Origin of the sequence: Roseixanthobacter pseudopolyaromaticivorans (genome assembly GCF_043195145.2) — a bacterium.
Lineage (GTDB): Bacteria > Pseudomonadota > Alphaproteobacteria > Rhizobiales > Xanthobacteraceae > NCEH01.
This window is the reverse complement of the sequence record NZ_CM195539.1, coordinates 1133855-1147598: the sequence shown is the minus strand read 5'-3', so window position 1 is coordinate 1147598 and position 13744 is coordinate 1133855. Positions and strand designations below refer to the sequence as shown.

Genomic DNA, 13744 nt, shown 5'->3' with positions numbered 1-13744 from the left:
AAATAATCAGGGCGGGAGAAAGGAGGCAAAGCGCGCGATGGCCGCCCCTCACTCGCCCCCGTGGCGGGCGTTGAAGCGGGCCAGCTCGCGCACGAAATCATCCAGCCGCTCGGTGGCCCGCGCGAGCCCCGCGAGCGCGCGGAACGCCACCGCCGAGGCGCTCGCCGCCCACAGCAGCAGCGCGAGATGCGCCAGGTCGCCGCGCTCGGCGAAGATGCGGATCAGGGCATCCATCGGGATGCCTAGGCGCCGGGTCCGCGGGTGCCGTAGCCCACGGCCGCGCGCTTTTCCGCATCGGTGAGGAAATCCGCCGCGCCCACCCGCGCCCACAGGTCCGAGCGCTCGGAGGAGAGCGCTTCCACCTGGTCGAGATCCGGTACCAAGGCGAGCCCCTGCCCATAGGCCGGCGCCAGCCAGGCGGAGAGCGAGGCCGCGAGCCGCTTCACCAGCGGCAGCACGGTGAGCCGCCACAAGGCGCGATGGGCCTCGGCATAATTGGCATAGGTGTTGTCGCCGGGAATGCCGAGCAGCATGGGCGGCACGCCGAGCGCCAGCGCGATCTCGCGCGCCGCCCCGTTGCGCGCGGCCTCGAAATCCATGTCCTTGGGGCTCATGGCCAGCGGCTTCCAATCGAGCCCGCCTTCCAGCAGCAGCGGGCGGCCGGCATTGGTCGGGCCCTGGAAGCTCGCCTCCAGTTCGCCCTTCAGCCGCTCGAACTGCTCGTCGCTGAGCGAGCCCGCGCCGCCATAGACCAGTGCGCCGGAGGGGCGCGCCGCATTGTCCAGCAGCGCCTTGTTCCAGGCGGTGGCGGCATTGTGCAGGTCGAGCGCCTGGGCGGCCGCCTCCAGCGGCGCGAAGCCGTAATGATCGTCCAGCGGATTGAAGAAGGTGAGATGCAGGATCGGCGGCACGCCGGCGGTCTCCGCGCCATCCTGGTGGATGCGCAGGGTGCGCCCGCCGAGCGTGTAGTCAAACGCCTCCGGCCAGCCCTCGGGGCCGGGCACCACGCGCACCCGGTCGGGGCGCAGCACATGGAGCTCGCGCACCACCCCCTCCACCGCCACAGCTTCCAGATAGGCGTTGCCGGCGACCATCAGATGCCCGCACAGGGCCTCCAGCAGGTCGGCGCCCTGGGCGCGCGGATTGGGCCGGGCGAGCAGATCGAGCAGCGGGTGGCGATCGAGCTCGCGCGGCCCCTGCATGAGCAGCAGCGGCACGCTGGCGGCGGCCTCGCTCACCATGCGCACTGCGCGATAGGCGATGGCGTTGCGCAGAAACCCCTCGCGCGCCAGCGAGCCATAGTCGCGCGGCGACCAGCGCGGCCGCCCCTGGCCGAAGAACGCGACCAACGCCGCGGCGCGACTGGCCTTGGCCTCGGCAGGGCGGGCGCGCAGCGGGGCGAGGAAGGAAGAGAGCATGCGGAAGGCTCCTTGCAGGGCAAGCCGGGGAACGCGGCAGCGGTAAAGACGTTGAAAGGCGAGCATCCGGGCGCGGGATCGCACGCCGCCAGATTTCGCAAACCGGATTTGGCAGGCAAGATCACCTGAAGCGATCCCGCGACGGAGATGCCGTCGAGGACCCTGCCATGCGAGCGAGGAACCGAGCACAATGACGACCACCGTGACCGCCCTCTACGACAGCCACGACGATGCCGCCGCGGCGGTGCGCGCGCTGCAGATGGCGGGTATTCCCCGCGACGCCATCTCGATCGTCGCCAAGAGCGCGGAGGCCGCGCCGCAGGACGAGCGGGACAAGGCACACGAGGACCACGTTGCGGAAGTGATTCACGATGCCGGCGCGGGCGCGGGCATCGGCGCCGGCCTCGGCGGGGCGGGCGGGCTTCTGGCCGGGCTCGGCATTATCGCCATTCCCGGCATCGGCCCGGTCCTCGCCGGCGGCTGGCTCATGTCGACGGCGGCCGGCGCGCTCGCCGGCGCGGCGGTGGGCGGGGCTGCAGGCGGCATCATCGGCGCGCTGATGGATGGCGGCCTTGCCGAGGACGATGCCCATGCCTGCGCGGAAAGCGTCCGGCGCGGCGGCGCGCTGGTGGTGGCGAAGGTGGACGCCGTGCGGCTGGACGCCGCCCGCACCATCCTGCGCGCGCCACCGGCCATCGATCCCGCGACGCGCGCGAACGAATACCGCAAGGACGGCTGGACGAGGTTCAATCCCGATGCGCCGGCCCATGCCGCCGAAACCGCACCGCGCCGGGAGCGGCCCGACCGGTTGGCGTGAGATCGGAGCGCTGCCTCGTCCCCTCACCCCGCCCCTCTCCCCGTCGGGGAGAGGGAGATTGGCGCACCGGCGGCGACTTGAGCTCACACGGCTCTAGCGCCGGAGGCCGGCGCACGCACCCACGCCAGGGGTGCCCCCACTCTGCCCTTCTCCCCGTGGGTGGGAGGGAGAAAGGGCTGGGAGGCGGGGCCGGGTCTCGATCATTTCCACCGCACGCATCCTGCCCCTCCCCGACCGGGGAGAGGGCCGGGGTGACGGGCGATCGCTAAAGCCCGCGCACACGCGGCGGCGCGGTTTTCGCGCCCAAGGCCAGGGCGGTGACGGCCCAGACCAACGCATCCAGCCGATCCGGCGAACGGCCGCTGGAGAGCCCGTCCAAGGCGAAATCGCACATCTCATCCTCCAGGGCCGGAAAGGCGCCGGCGTGGCGCACGCGGCCCTGCTCGTAGAGCGCGGCCACCGGCTCTGCGCGCAGGAATTTGCCGCGCGTCGCCCGCACCTGCTCCACCGGCACGCTCGGATCCACCTCGGCGAGCACGGCGCTGACCATCTCGCCGCCCTGGTTCACCTCGGCGACGATGCGGTCGGCGTCGAAGCGGCGGAACAGCGCCACCGCGCGCGCCGCCCAGAGCGCCGGGCGCAGGCCGCTTTCGCTCGCGTCCGCCAGCACATGGACCATGCCGGAGGCATCGATGCCGGCGCACACCAGGCCGCAGGCATCCGCCCCGGCGCGGGAGGAAGCCGGCGGGTCCACGCCAACCACGATCCGCACCAGCGGCGGCGCCTCTTCTTCGCGCGCCGCCTCAAGCGCCGCGCGGGACCAGAGCGCATCGGTCCGGTCCTCGATCAATTCGCCGTCCAGCTCCTGCCGGCCGAGGCGCGTGCCGCCGTAGCGGGCCAGCACCGCGTCGAGGAAGCCGGGGGCAAGATGCAGCGCATTCTGCGCCGTGCGGGCGCGGCTGATGGCGCTCGAAGGATCCGCCAGCAGGCGCCGCAGCAGCGCGGAGGGGCGCGGCGTGGTGGTGATCATCTGGCGCGGCCGGTCACCCAGTCGCAGGCCGAATTGCAGCATGTCGAAGGTTGAATCCCCGCGGCGCCATTTCGCCAGCTCGTCCAGCCAGGCGGCCTCGAACTGCGGGCCGCGCAGGCTTTCCGGGTCCTCGGCGGAAAAGCCCTGGGCCACCGCGCCGTTGTGCCACACGAGCCGCCGGCGCGTGGGCTCCCAGGCCGGGCGCTCGCCATCGGCATGGACGGACAGCAGGCCGGAGACGCCTTCCACCATCACCTCGCGCACGTCGGACATGGTCTCCGCCACCAAGGCGATGCGCCCCACCGGGCGCTGGGCGAACGGGGGGCGGCCGAGCGCGAGGCCGCGCACCCATTCCGCGCCCGCGCGGGTCTTGCCGGCGCCCCGCCCGCCCAGCACCAGCCAGGTGGACCAGGGGCCGCCGCCCTGAGCGGCATCGGGGGGCAATTGGTCCGGCCGCGCCCACATTTCCCAATCGGCGAGCAGAAGGCGGGCATCGGCCTCGGGCAGTTCAGCCAGGAGGCTCGGCGCCGTCCCCGCTTTCGCGCAGGCGATCAAGGCGGCGCGCAAGCTCGCGGCGGAAGGTGTCGAGGTTTCGTCCACGCAGGCCCTCCTCCGATTGCGCGGCCGCGCCGCCTTTGCCCGCTGCCGGGGATTTTTCGGCCGCGCCCGCGCTATCGAGGGCGCCGAGTTCGCGCACCACCCGCGCCAGCACCGCGAGGGCCTTCGCGTCCTTCTCGCTATCGCGGGCGCCGGGGCGCGACGGGGCCGCCTCCGCCCCATCCAGGGCGGCGACGCGGGCGTCGATTTCGTCCATCTGCCGCTCGGCGGCGTGCCACAGGCGGGCCAGAAAGGCGCGCCGGCGGCTGCGGCTCGGCGGCTTCGTGGCGCGCCCGACATAGCGGCGCGGCGCGGGCGCGTGATGCACCGTGCCGTCCGGCTCGACGATGCGATCGGCCCAGAAATAGACGGAGGCGAGGGACAGGCCGGTTTCGGCGGCAATCTGGCGGATCGGCGTGCCGGCCTCATAGAGGGCGCGCGCCAGAGCCGCCGCCTTCGGCGGGGTGCGGGGCATCTGGATCTCGCGATTGGGATCGGTGGTCCGAGGCGGGATGCGCCACGCGCCGGCGGACCGAACCGCCGCCGTCAGGCGCAAATCTCGAACATGGACTGAACATAGTCCTACAGCGCACCGCTGTCAAGGACTAATTTCCTAGTACCCCTAAACCCGCTCACCGCCGAACGGGCGTGGCCTTGCCTGCGAGCGCTTCGCGCATCCGGGCGCGCGCCCGCAGATGGGACATGGCCACCACATTCGACGCCTCGATGCAGACGCGCTCGAACCGCAGCACCATGTTGCGATGGCAGCCGCAGCGCAGGCAGAAGGCCGTGCCGGGGTCGAAATCGTGGCTCTCCATGGGAGAGGGAGCAAGGGAGCGGGGTCCAGCGGGCGAAAACATGGGCGGCCCTCCTCGGGGGCACGGACACGAAACCGAAACGGTCCAGCGGCAAGGCGCAGAGTGTCCCCGCAGCCTTGCCTCAAGCTGAGCAAGTGTACGGCAGGGCTGAAGGTTCCAAGGCTGCGTTTCGCCGTTCGCGACGACCGCGGCGAGGGTAGGGTCTTGCCCGCCGCGGTCGTCGCCGCCCGCCCAGCCCCCAGAATGGCACCGCATCGAGCGGTCTTCCGAGCTCGCGTTTTTCCGCCCCGGTAGCGGTGGAAATTTCCGCACGGACTGCTAAGGCTGGGGTGGCTGGAGCGTGCGGGGCCGCGGAATCATGAAATTCGCTGAAACTTTTGATTTATTGCAGTTTTTTGACACCTTCATCAGCTTCTCAGCGGCGTTCGTCTTCGGCCTGCTGATCGGCGCGGAACGCCAGTATCGCCAGCGCACTGCTGGCCTGCGCACCAACGTGCTGGTGGCCATCGGCGCCGCCGCATTCGTGGACCTGGCCCAGCGCATCGCCGGAACGACCGAGGCGGTGCGGGTGATCTCCTATGTGGTGTCCGGCATTGGCTTTTTGGGCGCCGGCGTGATCATGAAGGAAGGCATGAACGTGCGCGGTCTCAACACCGCCGCCACCTTGTGGTGCTCGGCAGCGGTGGGCGCCTGCGCCGGCACCGACATGCTCGCCGAAGCCGCCCTCCTCACCGCTTTCGTGTTGGCTGGCAACACTTTGCTGCGGCCGGTGGTGAATCTCATCAACCGCATTCCCATCAACGACAAGAGCGCGGAACAGACCTACGAGGTGCTCGTCATTACCACCAGCTCCGCCCTTGACGAGGTGCGCGATTTGCTGGTGGAACGCCTGGAAGCGGCCCACTATCCGGTCGGCGATGTGGAGGTGATCGAGCGCAGCAACGACAAGGTGGAGATTCTCGCCACGCTGGTCAGCACTGCGGTGGACGCTAGCGAAATCGATGCGGTGATCGCCGAGATCGAAAAGCATCCCGGCGTCCTGCATACCACCTGGAGCAGCAGTACGCAGGACTGACCGGTCTATTCTCGCACCAAGGAGGCCCGCATCCTCAGGCCGCGTTCTTGATCTTCAAACCATCCTCGAACGAGATTTGTTTATAGTCCGACAGGCTCGAGTACTTCAGCCCCACATCGGCCAGCGCATCCAGTTTGGCGGAGGTGTCGAACTTTTTCAGCTTGATCTTGTCGACATAGAAGGTATCGATCAGTTCGTTATAGACGCTGGTCTCGTCGATATAGATGGCGAACACCTTCACATCGCCGAAGCGAATATAGAAGCGGTTGCCCTGCGGCAGATCGGCGATATAGATGAAGTAGTTTCCAGCCGCGTCGAAGGCGTCGCCGAAGGTCTCGATGAGCTTGGGCAGGCTTTGATACTCCTTGATGGTGCCGGCCAGGAAGCCGATCGCCGGCTTGCCGCTTTCGGATACGGAGAACACTTCCTTCAACACGGTTTCCGGTCCGTCGAAAGAAATGTCGCCGCGATAGCCGAAACGGCCGGCCACATGGGTATCGGCGCTCAATAGAGGTTTTAACAGCCGCCCCTCGGTTTCGAGCTTGGCGAAAGGCGTATCGGAAACGGCGGTCATAGGGGTCGTCCTTCGATGTGATCGACGGGGCTCGTCGAGGCGTGGCCGTCGTTCGCATCGGCGGATCAGAGCCGGGGCGACCCGCGACGTCGGGAGAAAACGCGCCTGTCGCGGGGCGCAAAAGCAAGAGGAATGGCGCCGGGCGCCTCAGTCGCTTGTGATCATCACCTCGGGAAAGGTGTCGGGTTCCTCGATGTCGAGCCCGTCCTCCTCGGCCAGCTCGATGCCGACCAGACACACGTCGCCATCGTCAATGACGAGCTCCACCGGGGTAAGCGCCTGGCCCTGGCACGGGCCGATGAAGCAATGGCCGGTATCGAGGTCGAACTGGGCGCGGTGCTTGCCGCAGGTGATGAAATTGCCGTCCTCGTCCAGGAACTCGCCGGGAATGGTGTCGAGCCGCGTGCCCTGGTGCGGGCAGGCATTCTCGAAGCCGAAGAAGGCGTTGGACTTGCGCGTGACGATGATCGGCCAGGGCTTGCTGGCGCCGGTCTCGTCCAGCCGCGCGAGCACGAAGCCGCGCGCGCCGCCGTCGTCGATCTCATAGGTGGAGCAAATGGCGAACAGCTCGTTCATGGGACCCTGCCTTTCGAAACGGTCGGATGCGGGCGGCGTGTGCGAAAGCGGACATTGTGCGACCCGGCGCCGGGCGCCTGTCGGGTTTGGATCGCGCAACGCCCTGCGCGCGGCGCCGCAGCCCCGCTAGCGGCGCGCCAGCGAGCGCAGAAAGCCTTGGTATTCCTCGGTCAATTCCATATCGACCGCCGGCGCTGCCTTCATCAGCAGGTTGGCGATGAAGGGCTGGTCGTTGCGCGGGTCTTCCAGGGCCTCGCGCAGCACCGGAAGATTGTCCTCGATATGATGCAGGAAGGCGGCTTCCTTCTCCGCGATCAGGCTCCAGCGGGCGCGCATCCAACGGGCCAGGGGGTAGAGCACCTCCTGGATGAAATTGGATTGCCGGGCCTTCTCGAAGAAGCGCAGGCCGGTGTTCCAATCCTCCCGCGCCCGCATGGGCGGCGGCGGCCTGTCGCCTTCCAGCCATTTGCGCCCGGCCACACCGACGAAATCCTCCAGCAGGATCGGGTTTTCGTTGTGCGCGCGGAAATAGCCGACCGCGAGCGCGCCGGGATAATCCTCACCCATGCTGGCTTTCAGCGCCGCGTCCACGGTGTCCACCGCCGCCTTGTCGCCCTTCAGCGCCGCCGTCATGCAGAAGGCGAACAGCGCATCGTTTCCGACATTGCGGACACTGGTGCTCTTCAGATCCTCGGGCGTGAGGGCGGGCGTCACCCCGTCGACGGGAACGGCGGCCGTGCCGGCGCGCTGGGCGCTGATGAAGGCCGTGATCTCCAGCCAGCCCATGAAACTCGCCAGAAAGGCGTCCGGGTCCACGTGAACCACGGCCAGATTGATCGGCTGCTTGCGCTTTTGCAGTTCGACCATATCGGTCATGTCGTCGTCCCCGATCTCGCCGCGGATTGGCGTATTTGCGCCAATTCCCTCGCTCGAAAGGGGTCGATGCAAGCCCCATGCCGCAGGCTTTTCCGGAGCCGGGACGGCCGCGCCGGGGCGGCGACGAAGTCACGCACCGAGACGAAACCACCGCGGGCTACCGCCCACAGCCCTTCACATTACATAAAAATCATCTCCACAAAGGTGCGGTGCGGCGCAGCACTGGCTATAGAGTCGCAAACCCAGACCGGATTGACCCTTGATGAACCCGACCCGCGACGCCGCACACGCCCATCTTGCCCCAACGGCGGCCGCTCCCGAGGACCTGCATCTCGTGTTCGAGCGCCTCGCGGCCTATATGAACACCTGCATCCTCGGGCAGCCCGCGTTTGTGGAACTGCTGCTGGTGGCGGTGCTGGCGGATGGGCACCTTTTGGTGGAAGGCGCGCCGGGCCTCGCCAAGACCAAGGCCATCAAGGCGCTCGCCAAAGCCATCGACTGCGACGACCAGCGCATCCAGTTCACGCCGGACCTGCTGCCCTCCGATCTCACCGGCACGGACATCTACCGGCCGGAGGATGGCTCCTTCCGCTTCCAGCCCGGCCCGGTGTTTCACAATTTCATCCTGGCGGACGAGATCAACCGCGCGCCCGCCAAGGTGCAGGCGGCGCTTCTGGAGGCGATGGCCGAGCGGCAGGTGACGGTGGGCGGCAAGACCTATGTGCTGCCCAAGCTGTTCCTCGTCATGGCAACGCAGAACCCCATCGAGCAGGAAGGCACCTATCCCCTGCCCGAGGCCCAGCTCGACCGCTTCCTGCTGCACGTGAAGCTGGATTATCCGGACCTCTCCGCCGAGCGGCAGATCCTGCGGCTGGTGCGCGGCGAGGCGCAGGGCGAGGTGATCGATTTCGGCGAACGGGTATCGCAGACCGCCATCTTCGCCGCCCGGCGCGATGCGCTCGCCACCTATATGTCCGAGGCGGTGGAGGAATATCTGCTGCAGTTCGTGTTCGCCACCCGCACGCCGCAACGCTACGGCAAGGACCTTGCCGGCGTCATCGCGTTCGGCGCCAGCCCGCGCGGCACCATCGCGCTCGACCGCTGCGCGCGCGCCTTCGCCTGGCTGCGCGGACGCGACTATGTGGTGCCCGAGGACGTGCAGGCGATCGCGAAATCAGCGCTGCGGCATCGCATCCTGCTGACCTTCGAGGCGCAGGCCGACGGCATGAATGCGGACGACTTCCTCGACACGCTGATCGCCCGCGTGCCGGTGAAGTGAGCCCGCGCGAGGACCACAGATGAGCGACGCCCCGGCCGACGCCGCCTATGGCCTCATCGCCCGCCTCGACGAACTGATCGCGGCGCGGCCGGAGGGCGGGAAAAGCGCGTTCGCGCCGCGCGGCAAGGTGCGCAGCCAGCAGTTCGGCGGCTATCGCTCCGCGTTTCGCGGGCGCGGCATGGAGTTCGACGAGGTGCGCCTCTATCAGGCCGGCGACGACATCCGCACCATCGACTGGCGGGTGACGGCGCGCACCGGGCGCACCCACACCAAGCTGTTCCAGGAGGAGCGCGAGCGCCCGGTCCTGATCCTGCTGGATTGCCGCTCCTTCATGCGGTTCGGCACGCGCGACACGTTCAAATCGGTGCTCGCCGCGAAGGCGGCGGCGGTGCTGACCTGGATCTCCATCGAGGCCGGCGACCGGGTGGGCGGGGTGATCGTAACCCCATCGGGATTTCATTCTTATAGCCCCCAGCGCAGCCGCGGCCGCATCCTCGGCTTCGTCAAGGCCATGGCCGACGGCACCCAGGAGGGGTTCGAGCTTTCGCCCTCGGCCAAGGGCGCCCGGAGCGCAACGGCGCAGCCTGGGCCCGAGCCTTCGCTCGCCGATGCCGTGGCGCGCCTGCGTCGCACCGCGCGGCCCGGCACGCTGGTGTTTCTCATCAGTGATTTCCACGATTTCACCGAAGCCGCCGCGCGCGAGCTGAGCCGGCTAGCGCTACAGGCGCAGGTGACGAACATCTTCGTCTACGACGCGCTGGAAGAGGCGATGCCGGCGCGCGGCGCCTATCCGGTCAGCGACGGCGCCGCGGTGCGCGTGCTGGACGGCGACAACCGGGCCGCGCGCGAGACCTATGCCGCCCGCTTCGCCGCCCGCCGCGCGGCGCTGGATGCGCTCTCCCGCCTGCGCGGCATGGCCTTCGTTCAGCTCCAGACCGGAGACGACCCAGCCGCCCAATTGCACCCCGAGCGGCTGCGCAATGCGCGGCGGCAGGCCAGGAAGGCCGCCGCATGAAGCTGGCGCAGGCTTTCTCCCTTCCCGATACGCCGGCAACCCTGCCCGGCGCGCCCGCCGAGGATCCCTTGGCCGGGCTGCGCGACATCCACCTGCCGGGGCAGGTCTCGTTCTGGCCGCTGGCGCCCGGCTGGTGGATGCTGGCGGGGCTGGTGGTTCTACTGGCCTTGATCGGCGCGTTCCTGGAATGGCGCCGGCGCCAGACGCTGGCGTACCGGGTGGACCAGGAATTGAAGGCCATCGCCCGCGACACCGCGCGCCATCGCGACTCCCGCGCGGTGGCGGCTGCCGGCGCGGTGCTGATCCGCCGCATCCTGGTGACGCGCGCGGGCGATCCGGCGGCGGCGGCGCTCACCGGGGCCGAATGGCAGCGCGTGCTCGCCGAGGGCAAGGCGGGCCTTGCCCCGCCGTTTGCCGCCTTCGTCGCCAACGCGCCCTATCTGCCGGTCCATGCGCCCGGTGGCGACGGCGTGCCGCGCGACGCGCTGGTGGCGGCGCTGCGGCGCTGGGTGCGGAGCAACGCATGATCCAGTTCCAATGGCTCTGGGCGGCCGCGCTCCTGCCTCTTCCCCTGCTGGCCCGCTATCTGCTGCCCGCCGCCCGGCGCAGCCGCGCCGGGGCGCTGCGGGTGCCGTTCTTCGCGCAGATCGCGCCGGGAACGGGCGCGGGCGCGAAGGTGCGGCGCGGCGTGAAGCTCGCCTTGCTCACGCTGATCTGGCTCGCTTTGGTGCTCGCCGCCATGCGCCCGAGCTATGTGGGCAGGCCCGTGCCGATCCCGGTCGAGGGGCGCGACCTGATGATGGCGGTGGATCTCTCCGGCTCCATGGCGCGGCAGGATCTGACGCAGGACGGGCTGCCCACGGACCGGCTTTCGGTGGTGAAGGCGGTGGCCGACGATTTCATCGCCCGCCGCTCCGGCGACCGGGTGGGGCTGATCCTGTTCTCCAGCCGGGCCTATATCCAGACCCCGCTTACATTCGACCGCAATGTGACGCGCGACCTCCTGTCGGAGGCCACCATCGGCATGACCGGGCAGGAAACCGCCATCGGCGATGCCATCGGCCTTGCGGTGAAGACCTTGCAGGAGCGGCCCGAGGACAAGCGCGTGCTGGTGCTGCTCACCGACGGCGCCAACAATTCCGGCGTGCTCGATCCGATCCACGCCGCCGAGCTGGCGCGCCAGGAGCACGTGAAGATCTATGCCATCGGGGTGGGCGCCGACCGCCTCGCCATCGGCCAGCAGATCGTGAACCCGTCCGCCGACCTCGACGAGGCGGCGCTGGCGCAGATCGCGGCCATGACGGGCGGCCGCTACTTCCGCGCCCGCGACAGCGCCGGCCTCGCGGCGATCTACAACGACATCAATCTCATGGAGCCGGCGGCGGGCGAGCCGCTCTATCTCGCGCCCACGGTCGCGCTGTTCCAATGGCCGCTGGGCTTTGCCCTGGCGCTGAGCCTGATCCTCGCGACGTTCCTTCTCGCGCCGGCCCTCGCCCGTGGCCGCGCCGCCGGCGCGCCGCGCCCGGCGGCATCGGGCGATGCGGCCCCTGGCGTCGGGGGGCGGCCATGAACCTGTCGTCGCTCGCCCTGCCCCATCTGTTTACCGGCCTCCTGCCGGCGGCCTTCCATTTCCTGCGGCCGGGCTGGCTGTGGGCGATCGTGCCCGCGCTGCTGCTGGCCGCGCTCGCGTTCCGGCGGATCGGCGCGGGCGGCAGCCAGTGGCGCACTCTGGTGGATGCCCATCTGCTGCGCCATCTTTCGGTGCAGGAAACCGCGCGGGCGCGCCGCTGGCCGGTGCTGGCGCTGCTGCTCGGCTGGGTGCTCGCCGCGCTCGCCATGGCCGGCCCCACCTGGCAGAAGCTGCCGACCCCGGCGCTCGACCGGCTCGATCCCACGGTGATCGTGCTGAGCCTCGGCCAGAGCATGAATGCCACGGACCAGAGCCCCTCGCGGCTCGGTGCGGCCCGGCACAAGGTGGACGACATCCTCGCCCGCATGCGCGGCGGACAGGTGGGGCTGGTGATCTATGCCGACGCCCCCTTTGTCGCCTCCCCCTTGACCGAGGACGCGCGGATCATCGCGCAGATGCTGCCCGAACTCTCCACCGAGCTGATGCCGGTGCTCACGGACCGCGCCGACCTCGCGCTCGCCCGCGCCACCGCGCTGCTGCACGATGCCGGTGCGCCGGCGGGCCGCATCGTGCTCATCAGCGACGGGGCGGGGGATGATCCGGCGGCCACGGTGGCCGCCGCCAAAGCCGCCGCGCAGGCGGGATACCGGGTGAATGTCATCGGCGTCGGGACGCTGGCGGGAAGCCCGCTTCTGTCCTTCGACGGCGGCGTGCTGCGCGGACGCGACGGCACGGTGTTCACCACCCGCATGGACGAAGCGCGCCTGCGCGAGGTGGCGGCCGCCGGACGCGGCAGCTTCTCCGCCATGACGATCGACGAAGGCGACCTCGACACGGTTCTCGCCAAAGCCTCCGGCTCAGCCGTGCCACTGGACACCGTGCTGCAGGACAGCGGCCTTTCCGCCGACCAATGGCTGGACATGGGCCCCTGGCTGCTGCTGGGCGTGCTCGCGCTGGCGCCGCTGGCCTTCCGGCGCGGCTGGATCGCGGTGCTGCTGGTGGTGGCGCTCGCTGGCGCGCTGGCTCCGCGCGATGCCCAGGCCCAAGGCGTGAGCCCGCAAGGCGCGCCCCCGCAGAACCTGGATCTGCGGGCGCTGGATGGGCAGGGTGCGCAGGACGCGCAGGCCTCCTCCACCGGCGCCGGTGCGGGCGGATCGCGCGGCTGGACCGGATTGTGGCGCACCCCCGACCAGCAGGGCGCCGACGCGTTCGCCCGCTCCGATTACGGCGCCGCCGCGCGCAGCTTTGAGAATCCGCAATGGCAGGCGAGCGCGCTCTATAAGGCCGGCGCCTTCGAGGAGGCGGCCGCCGCTTATGCCGGGGTCCCGGACAGCGACTACAATCGCGGCAACGCGCTCGCCCGCGCCGGCAAGCTGGAAGACGCGATCAAGGCCTATGACGCCGCGATCGCCGCCCATCCCGGCCAGGACGACCCGGTCCGCGCCGATGCGGTGTTCAACCGCGAACTGGTCCAAAAGCTGCTGGACCAGCAAAAGAAGGACCAGCAGAAAAAGGATCAGGACAAGAAGGACCAGGACAAGAAGGATCAGAAGTCCGACGACCAGAAGCCGAAGGACGAGCCCGGCAAGGACGGCAAGCCGAAGGACGACAAGAAGGACCAGCCGCAGAAGCCGGGCGACGACAAGAAGCCCGATCAGCCGCCGCCCGCCCCGGACCCGAAGGCCCCCCCGCAGAAGCCCGAGCCGCCCAAGGCCCCGCCCAAGCCTGATCCCCAAAAGCCCGATCCCCAAAAACCGGATCCGCAAAAGCCTGAACCGCCGAAGCCTCCGGAGCAGAAGCCGCCCGAGCAGAAGCCACCCGCGCCGCCCCCCGCGCCGCCAAAGCCGCCGGAGACGCCGCCCCCGCAGCCGCCGCAGCAGCAGCCGCAACAGCCGGGAGCGCCCAAGCCACTGACCGAGGAGGACCAGAATCGCGAGCAGACCTTGCGCCTGGTGCCCGACGATCCGACCGGCCTTTTGCGCGCCCGCATCCGCAGCCATTATGGCGGCGCGGGCGTCGTTGACCCGCCGCAGAACTGA

General features: G+C 69.7%; 15 protein-coding genes. 7 read left to right on the top strand and 8 right to left on the bottom strand.

What is annotated here, in order from left to right; translation table 11 throughout:
• Nucleotides 1-48: 48 nt before the first annotated feature.
• On the bottom strand, nucleotides 49-234 hold the full coding sequence (locus V5F68_RS05590; RefSeq protein ID WP_394013646.1) for a hypothetical protein: 186 nt from the start codon (nucleotides 232-234) through the stop codon (nucleotides 49-51).
• 8 nt (nucleotides 235-242) lie between these two features.
• Complete coding sequence (locus V5F68_RS05585; protein WP_394013645.1) at nucleotides 243-1418, bottom strand: phage portal protein; 1176 nt, start codon at nucleotides 1416-1418, stop codon at nucleotides 243-245.
• Nucleotides 1419-1608: 190 nt separating this feature from the next.
• Here V5F68_RS05585 and V5F68_RS05580 point away from each other — a divergent pair, with 190 nt between their 5' ends.
• On the top strand, nucleotides 1609-2235 hold the full coding sequence (locus V5F68_RS05580; protein WP_394013644.1) for a hypothetical protein: 627 nt from the start codon (nucleotides 1609-1611) through the stop codon (nucleotides 2233-2235).
• A gap of 265 nt (nucleotides 2236-2500) precedes the next feature.
• Here V5F68_RS05580 and V5F68_RS05575 read toward each other — a convergent pair whose 3' ends face one another.
• The 3 genes from V5F68_RS05575 to V5F68_RS05565 form a co-directional block, all read right to left on the bottom strand.
• Entirely contained in the window at nucleotides 2501-3730 is a 1230-nt protein-coding gene (locus V5F68_RS05575; RefSeq protein ID WP_394013989.1) for a DNA-packaging protein, read from the bottom strand.
• 43 nt (nucleotides 3731-3773) lie between these two features.
• Nucleotides 3774-4337: a helix-turn-helix domain-containing protein gene (locus V5F68_RS05570; protein WP_394013643.1), complete on the bottom strand. Its 564-nt coding sequence runs from the start codon at nucleotides 4335-4337 to the stop codon at nucleotides 3774-3776.
• 157 nt (nucleotides 4338-4494) lie between these two features.
• Nucleotides 4495-4722: a hypothetical protein gene (locus tag V5F68_RS05565; protein ID WP_394013642.1), complete on the bottom strand. Its 228-nt coding sequence runs from the start codon at nucleotides 4720-4722 to the stop codon at nucleotides 4495-4497.
• A gap of 316 nt (nucleotides 4723-5038) precedes the next feature.
• Here V5F68_RS05565 and V5F68_RS05560 point away from each other — a divergent pair, with 316 nt between their 5' ends.
• Nucleotides 5039-5755 (top strand): MgtC/SapB family protein, encoded by a 717-nt coding sequence (locus tag V5F68_RS05560; RefSeq protein WP_394013641.1) that lies wholly within the window; start codon nucleotides 5039-5041, stop codon nucleotides 5753-5755.
• A gap of 34 nt (nucleotides 5756-5789) precedes the next feature.
• On the opposite strand, the gene V5F68_RS05555 is transcribed toward V5F68_RS05560, so the two are convergent.
• From V5F68_RS05555 to V5F68_RS05545, 3 genes are all read right to left on the bottom strand, one after another.
• The gene (locus V5F68_RS05555; protein ID WP_394013640.1) at nucleotides 5790-6329 is read right to left on the bottom strand and encodes a hypothetical protein; all 540 of its coding nucleotides are present in this window, start codon (nucleotides 6327-6329) and stop codon (nucleotides 5790-5792) included.
• Between the two features lie 147 nt (nucleotides 6330-6476).
• Nucleotides 6477-6905 (bottom strand): Rieske (2Fe-2S) protein, encoded by a 429-nt coding sequence (locus tag V5F68_RS05550; protein ID WP_394013639.1) that lies wholly within the window; start codon nucleotides 6903-6905, stop codon nucleotides 6477-6479.
• A 126-nt stretch (nucleotides 6906-7031) separates the two neighbouring features.
• Nucleotides 7032-7781 carry a hypothetical protein gene (locus tag V5F68_RS05545; RefSeq protein WP_394013638.1) on the bottom strand — a complete coding sequence of 250 codons (750 nt, stop codon included), beginning with the start codon at nucleotides 7779-7781 and terminating at the stop codon, nucleotides 7032-7034.
• A gap of 358 nt (nucleotides 7782-8139) precedes the next feature.
• Here V5F68_RS05545 and V5F68_RS05540 point away from each other — a divergent pair, with 358 nt between their 5' ends.
• From V5F68_RS05540 to V5F68_RS05520, 5 genes are read left to right on the top strand one after another with little or no spacing between them, the layout of a single operon-like run.
• On the top strand, nucleotides 8140-9060 hold the full coding sequence (locus V5F68_RS05540) for an AAA family ATPase (protein ID WP_348846523.1): 921 nt from the start codon (nucleotides 8140-8142) through the stop codon (nucleotides 9058-9060).
• Nucleotides 9061-9079: 19 nt separating this feature from the next.
• Complete coding sequence (locus V5F68_RS05535; protein WP_394013637.1) at nucleotides 9080-10075, top strand: DUF58 domain-containing protein; 996 nt, start codon at nucleotides 9080-9082, stop codon at nucleotides 10073-10075.
• Nucleotides 10072-10602 (top strand): DUF4381 domain-containing protein, encoded by a 531-nt coding sequence (locus V5F68_RS05530; protein WP_394013636.1) that lies wholly within the window; start codon nucleotides 10072-10074, stop codon nucleotides 10600-10602. Before V5F68_RS05535 ends, V5F68_RS05530 begins: the two co-directional genes overlap by 4 nt.
• A complete protein-coding gene (locus V5F68_RS05525; protein WP_394013635.1) occupies nucleotides 10599-11645 on the top strand; it encodes a vWA domain-containing protein in 1047 nt (348 codons plus the stop codon). Before V5F68_RS05530 ends, V5F68_RS05525 begins: the two co-directional genes overlap by 4 nt.
• On the top strand, nucleotides 11642-13744 hold the full coding sequence (locus V5F68_RS05520) for a VWA domain-containing protein (RefSeq protein ID WP_394013634.1): 2103 nt from the start codon (nucleotides 11642-11644) through the stop codon (nucleotides 13742-13744). Before V5F68_RS05525 ends, V5F68_RS05520 begins: the two co-directional genes overlap by 4 nt.

What these genes read in the sequence shown, in the direction of transcription:
- V5F68_RS05525 (WP_394013635.1), top strand. Translation starts at nt 10,599, where the DNA reads ATGATCCAGTTCCAATGGCTCTGGGCGGCCGCGCTCCTGCCTCTTCCC.
- V5F68_RS05545 (WP_394013638.1), bottom strand. Translation starts at nt 7,781, where the DNA reads ATGACCGATATGGTCGAACTGCAAAAGCGCAAGCAGCCGATCAATCTG.
- V5F68_RS05530 (WP_394013636.1), top strand. Translation starts at nt 10,072, where the DNA reads ATGAAGCTGGCGCAGGCTTTCTCCCTTCCCGATACGCCGGCAACCCTG.
- V5F68_RS05520 (WP_394013634.1), top strand. Translation starts at nt 11,642, where the DNA reads ATGAACCTGTCGTCGCTCGCCCTGCCCCATCTGTTTACCGGCCTCCTG.
- V5F68_RS05540 (WP_348846523.1), top strand. Translation starts at nt 8,140, where the DNA reads ATGAACACCTGCATCCTCGGGCAGCCCGCGTTTGTGGAACTGCTGCTG.
- V5F68_RS05575 (WP_394013989.1), bottom strand. Translation starts at nt 3,730, where the DNA reads ATGTGGGCGCGGCCGGACCAATTGCCCCCCGATGCCGCTCAGGGCGGC.
- V5F68_RS05565 (WP_394013642.1), bottom strand. Translation starts at nt 4,722, where the DNA reads ATGTTTTCGCCCGCTGGACCCCGCTCCCTTGCTCCCTCTCCCATGGAG.
- V5F68_RS05590 (WP_394013646.1), bottom strand. Translation starts at nt 234, where the DNA reads ATGGATGCCCTGATCCGCATCTTCGCCGAGCGCGGCGACCTGGCGCAT.
- V5F68_RS05585 (WP_394013645.1), bottom strand. Translation starts at nt 1,418, where the DNA reads ATGCTCTCTTCCTTCCTCGCCCCGCTGCGCGCCCGCCCTGCCGAGGCC.
- V5F68_RS05535 (WP_394013637.1), top strand. Translation starts at nt 9,080, where the DNA reads ATGAGCGACGCCCCGGCCGACGCCGCCTATGGCCTCATCGCCCGCCTC.
- V5F68_RS05550 (WP_394013639.1), bottom strand. Translation starts at nt 6,905, where the DNA reads ATGAACGAGCTGTTCGCCATTTGCTCCACCTATGAGATCGACGACGGC.
- V5F68_RS05555 (WP_394013640.1), bottom strand. Translation starts at nt 6,329, where the DNA reads ATGACCGCCGTTTCCGATACGCCTTTCGCCAAGCTCGAAACCGAGGGG.
- V5F68_RS05580 (WP_394013644.1), top strand. Translation starts at nt 1,609, where the DNA reads ATGACGACCACCGTGACCGCCCTCTACGACAGCCACGACGATGCCGCC.
- V5F68_RS05570 (WP_394013643.1), bottom strand. Translation starts at nt 4,337, where the DNA reads ATGCCCCGCACCCCGCCGAAGGCGGCGGCTCTGGCGCGCGCCCTCTAT.
- V5F68_RS05560 (WP_394013641.1), top strand. Translation starts at nt 5,039, where the DNA reads ATGAAATTCGCTGAAACTTTTGATTTATTGCAGTTTTTTGACACCTTC.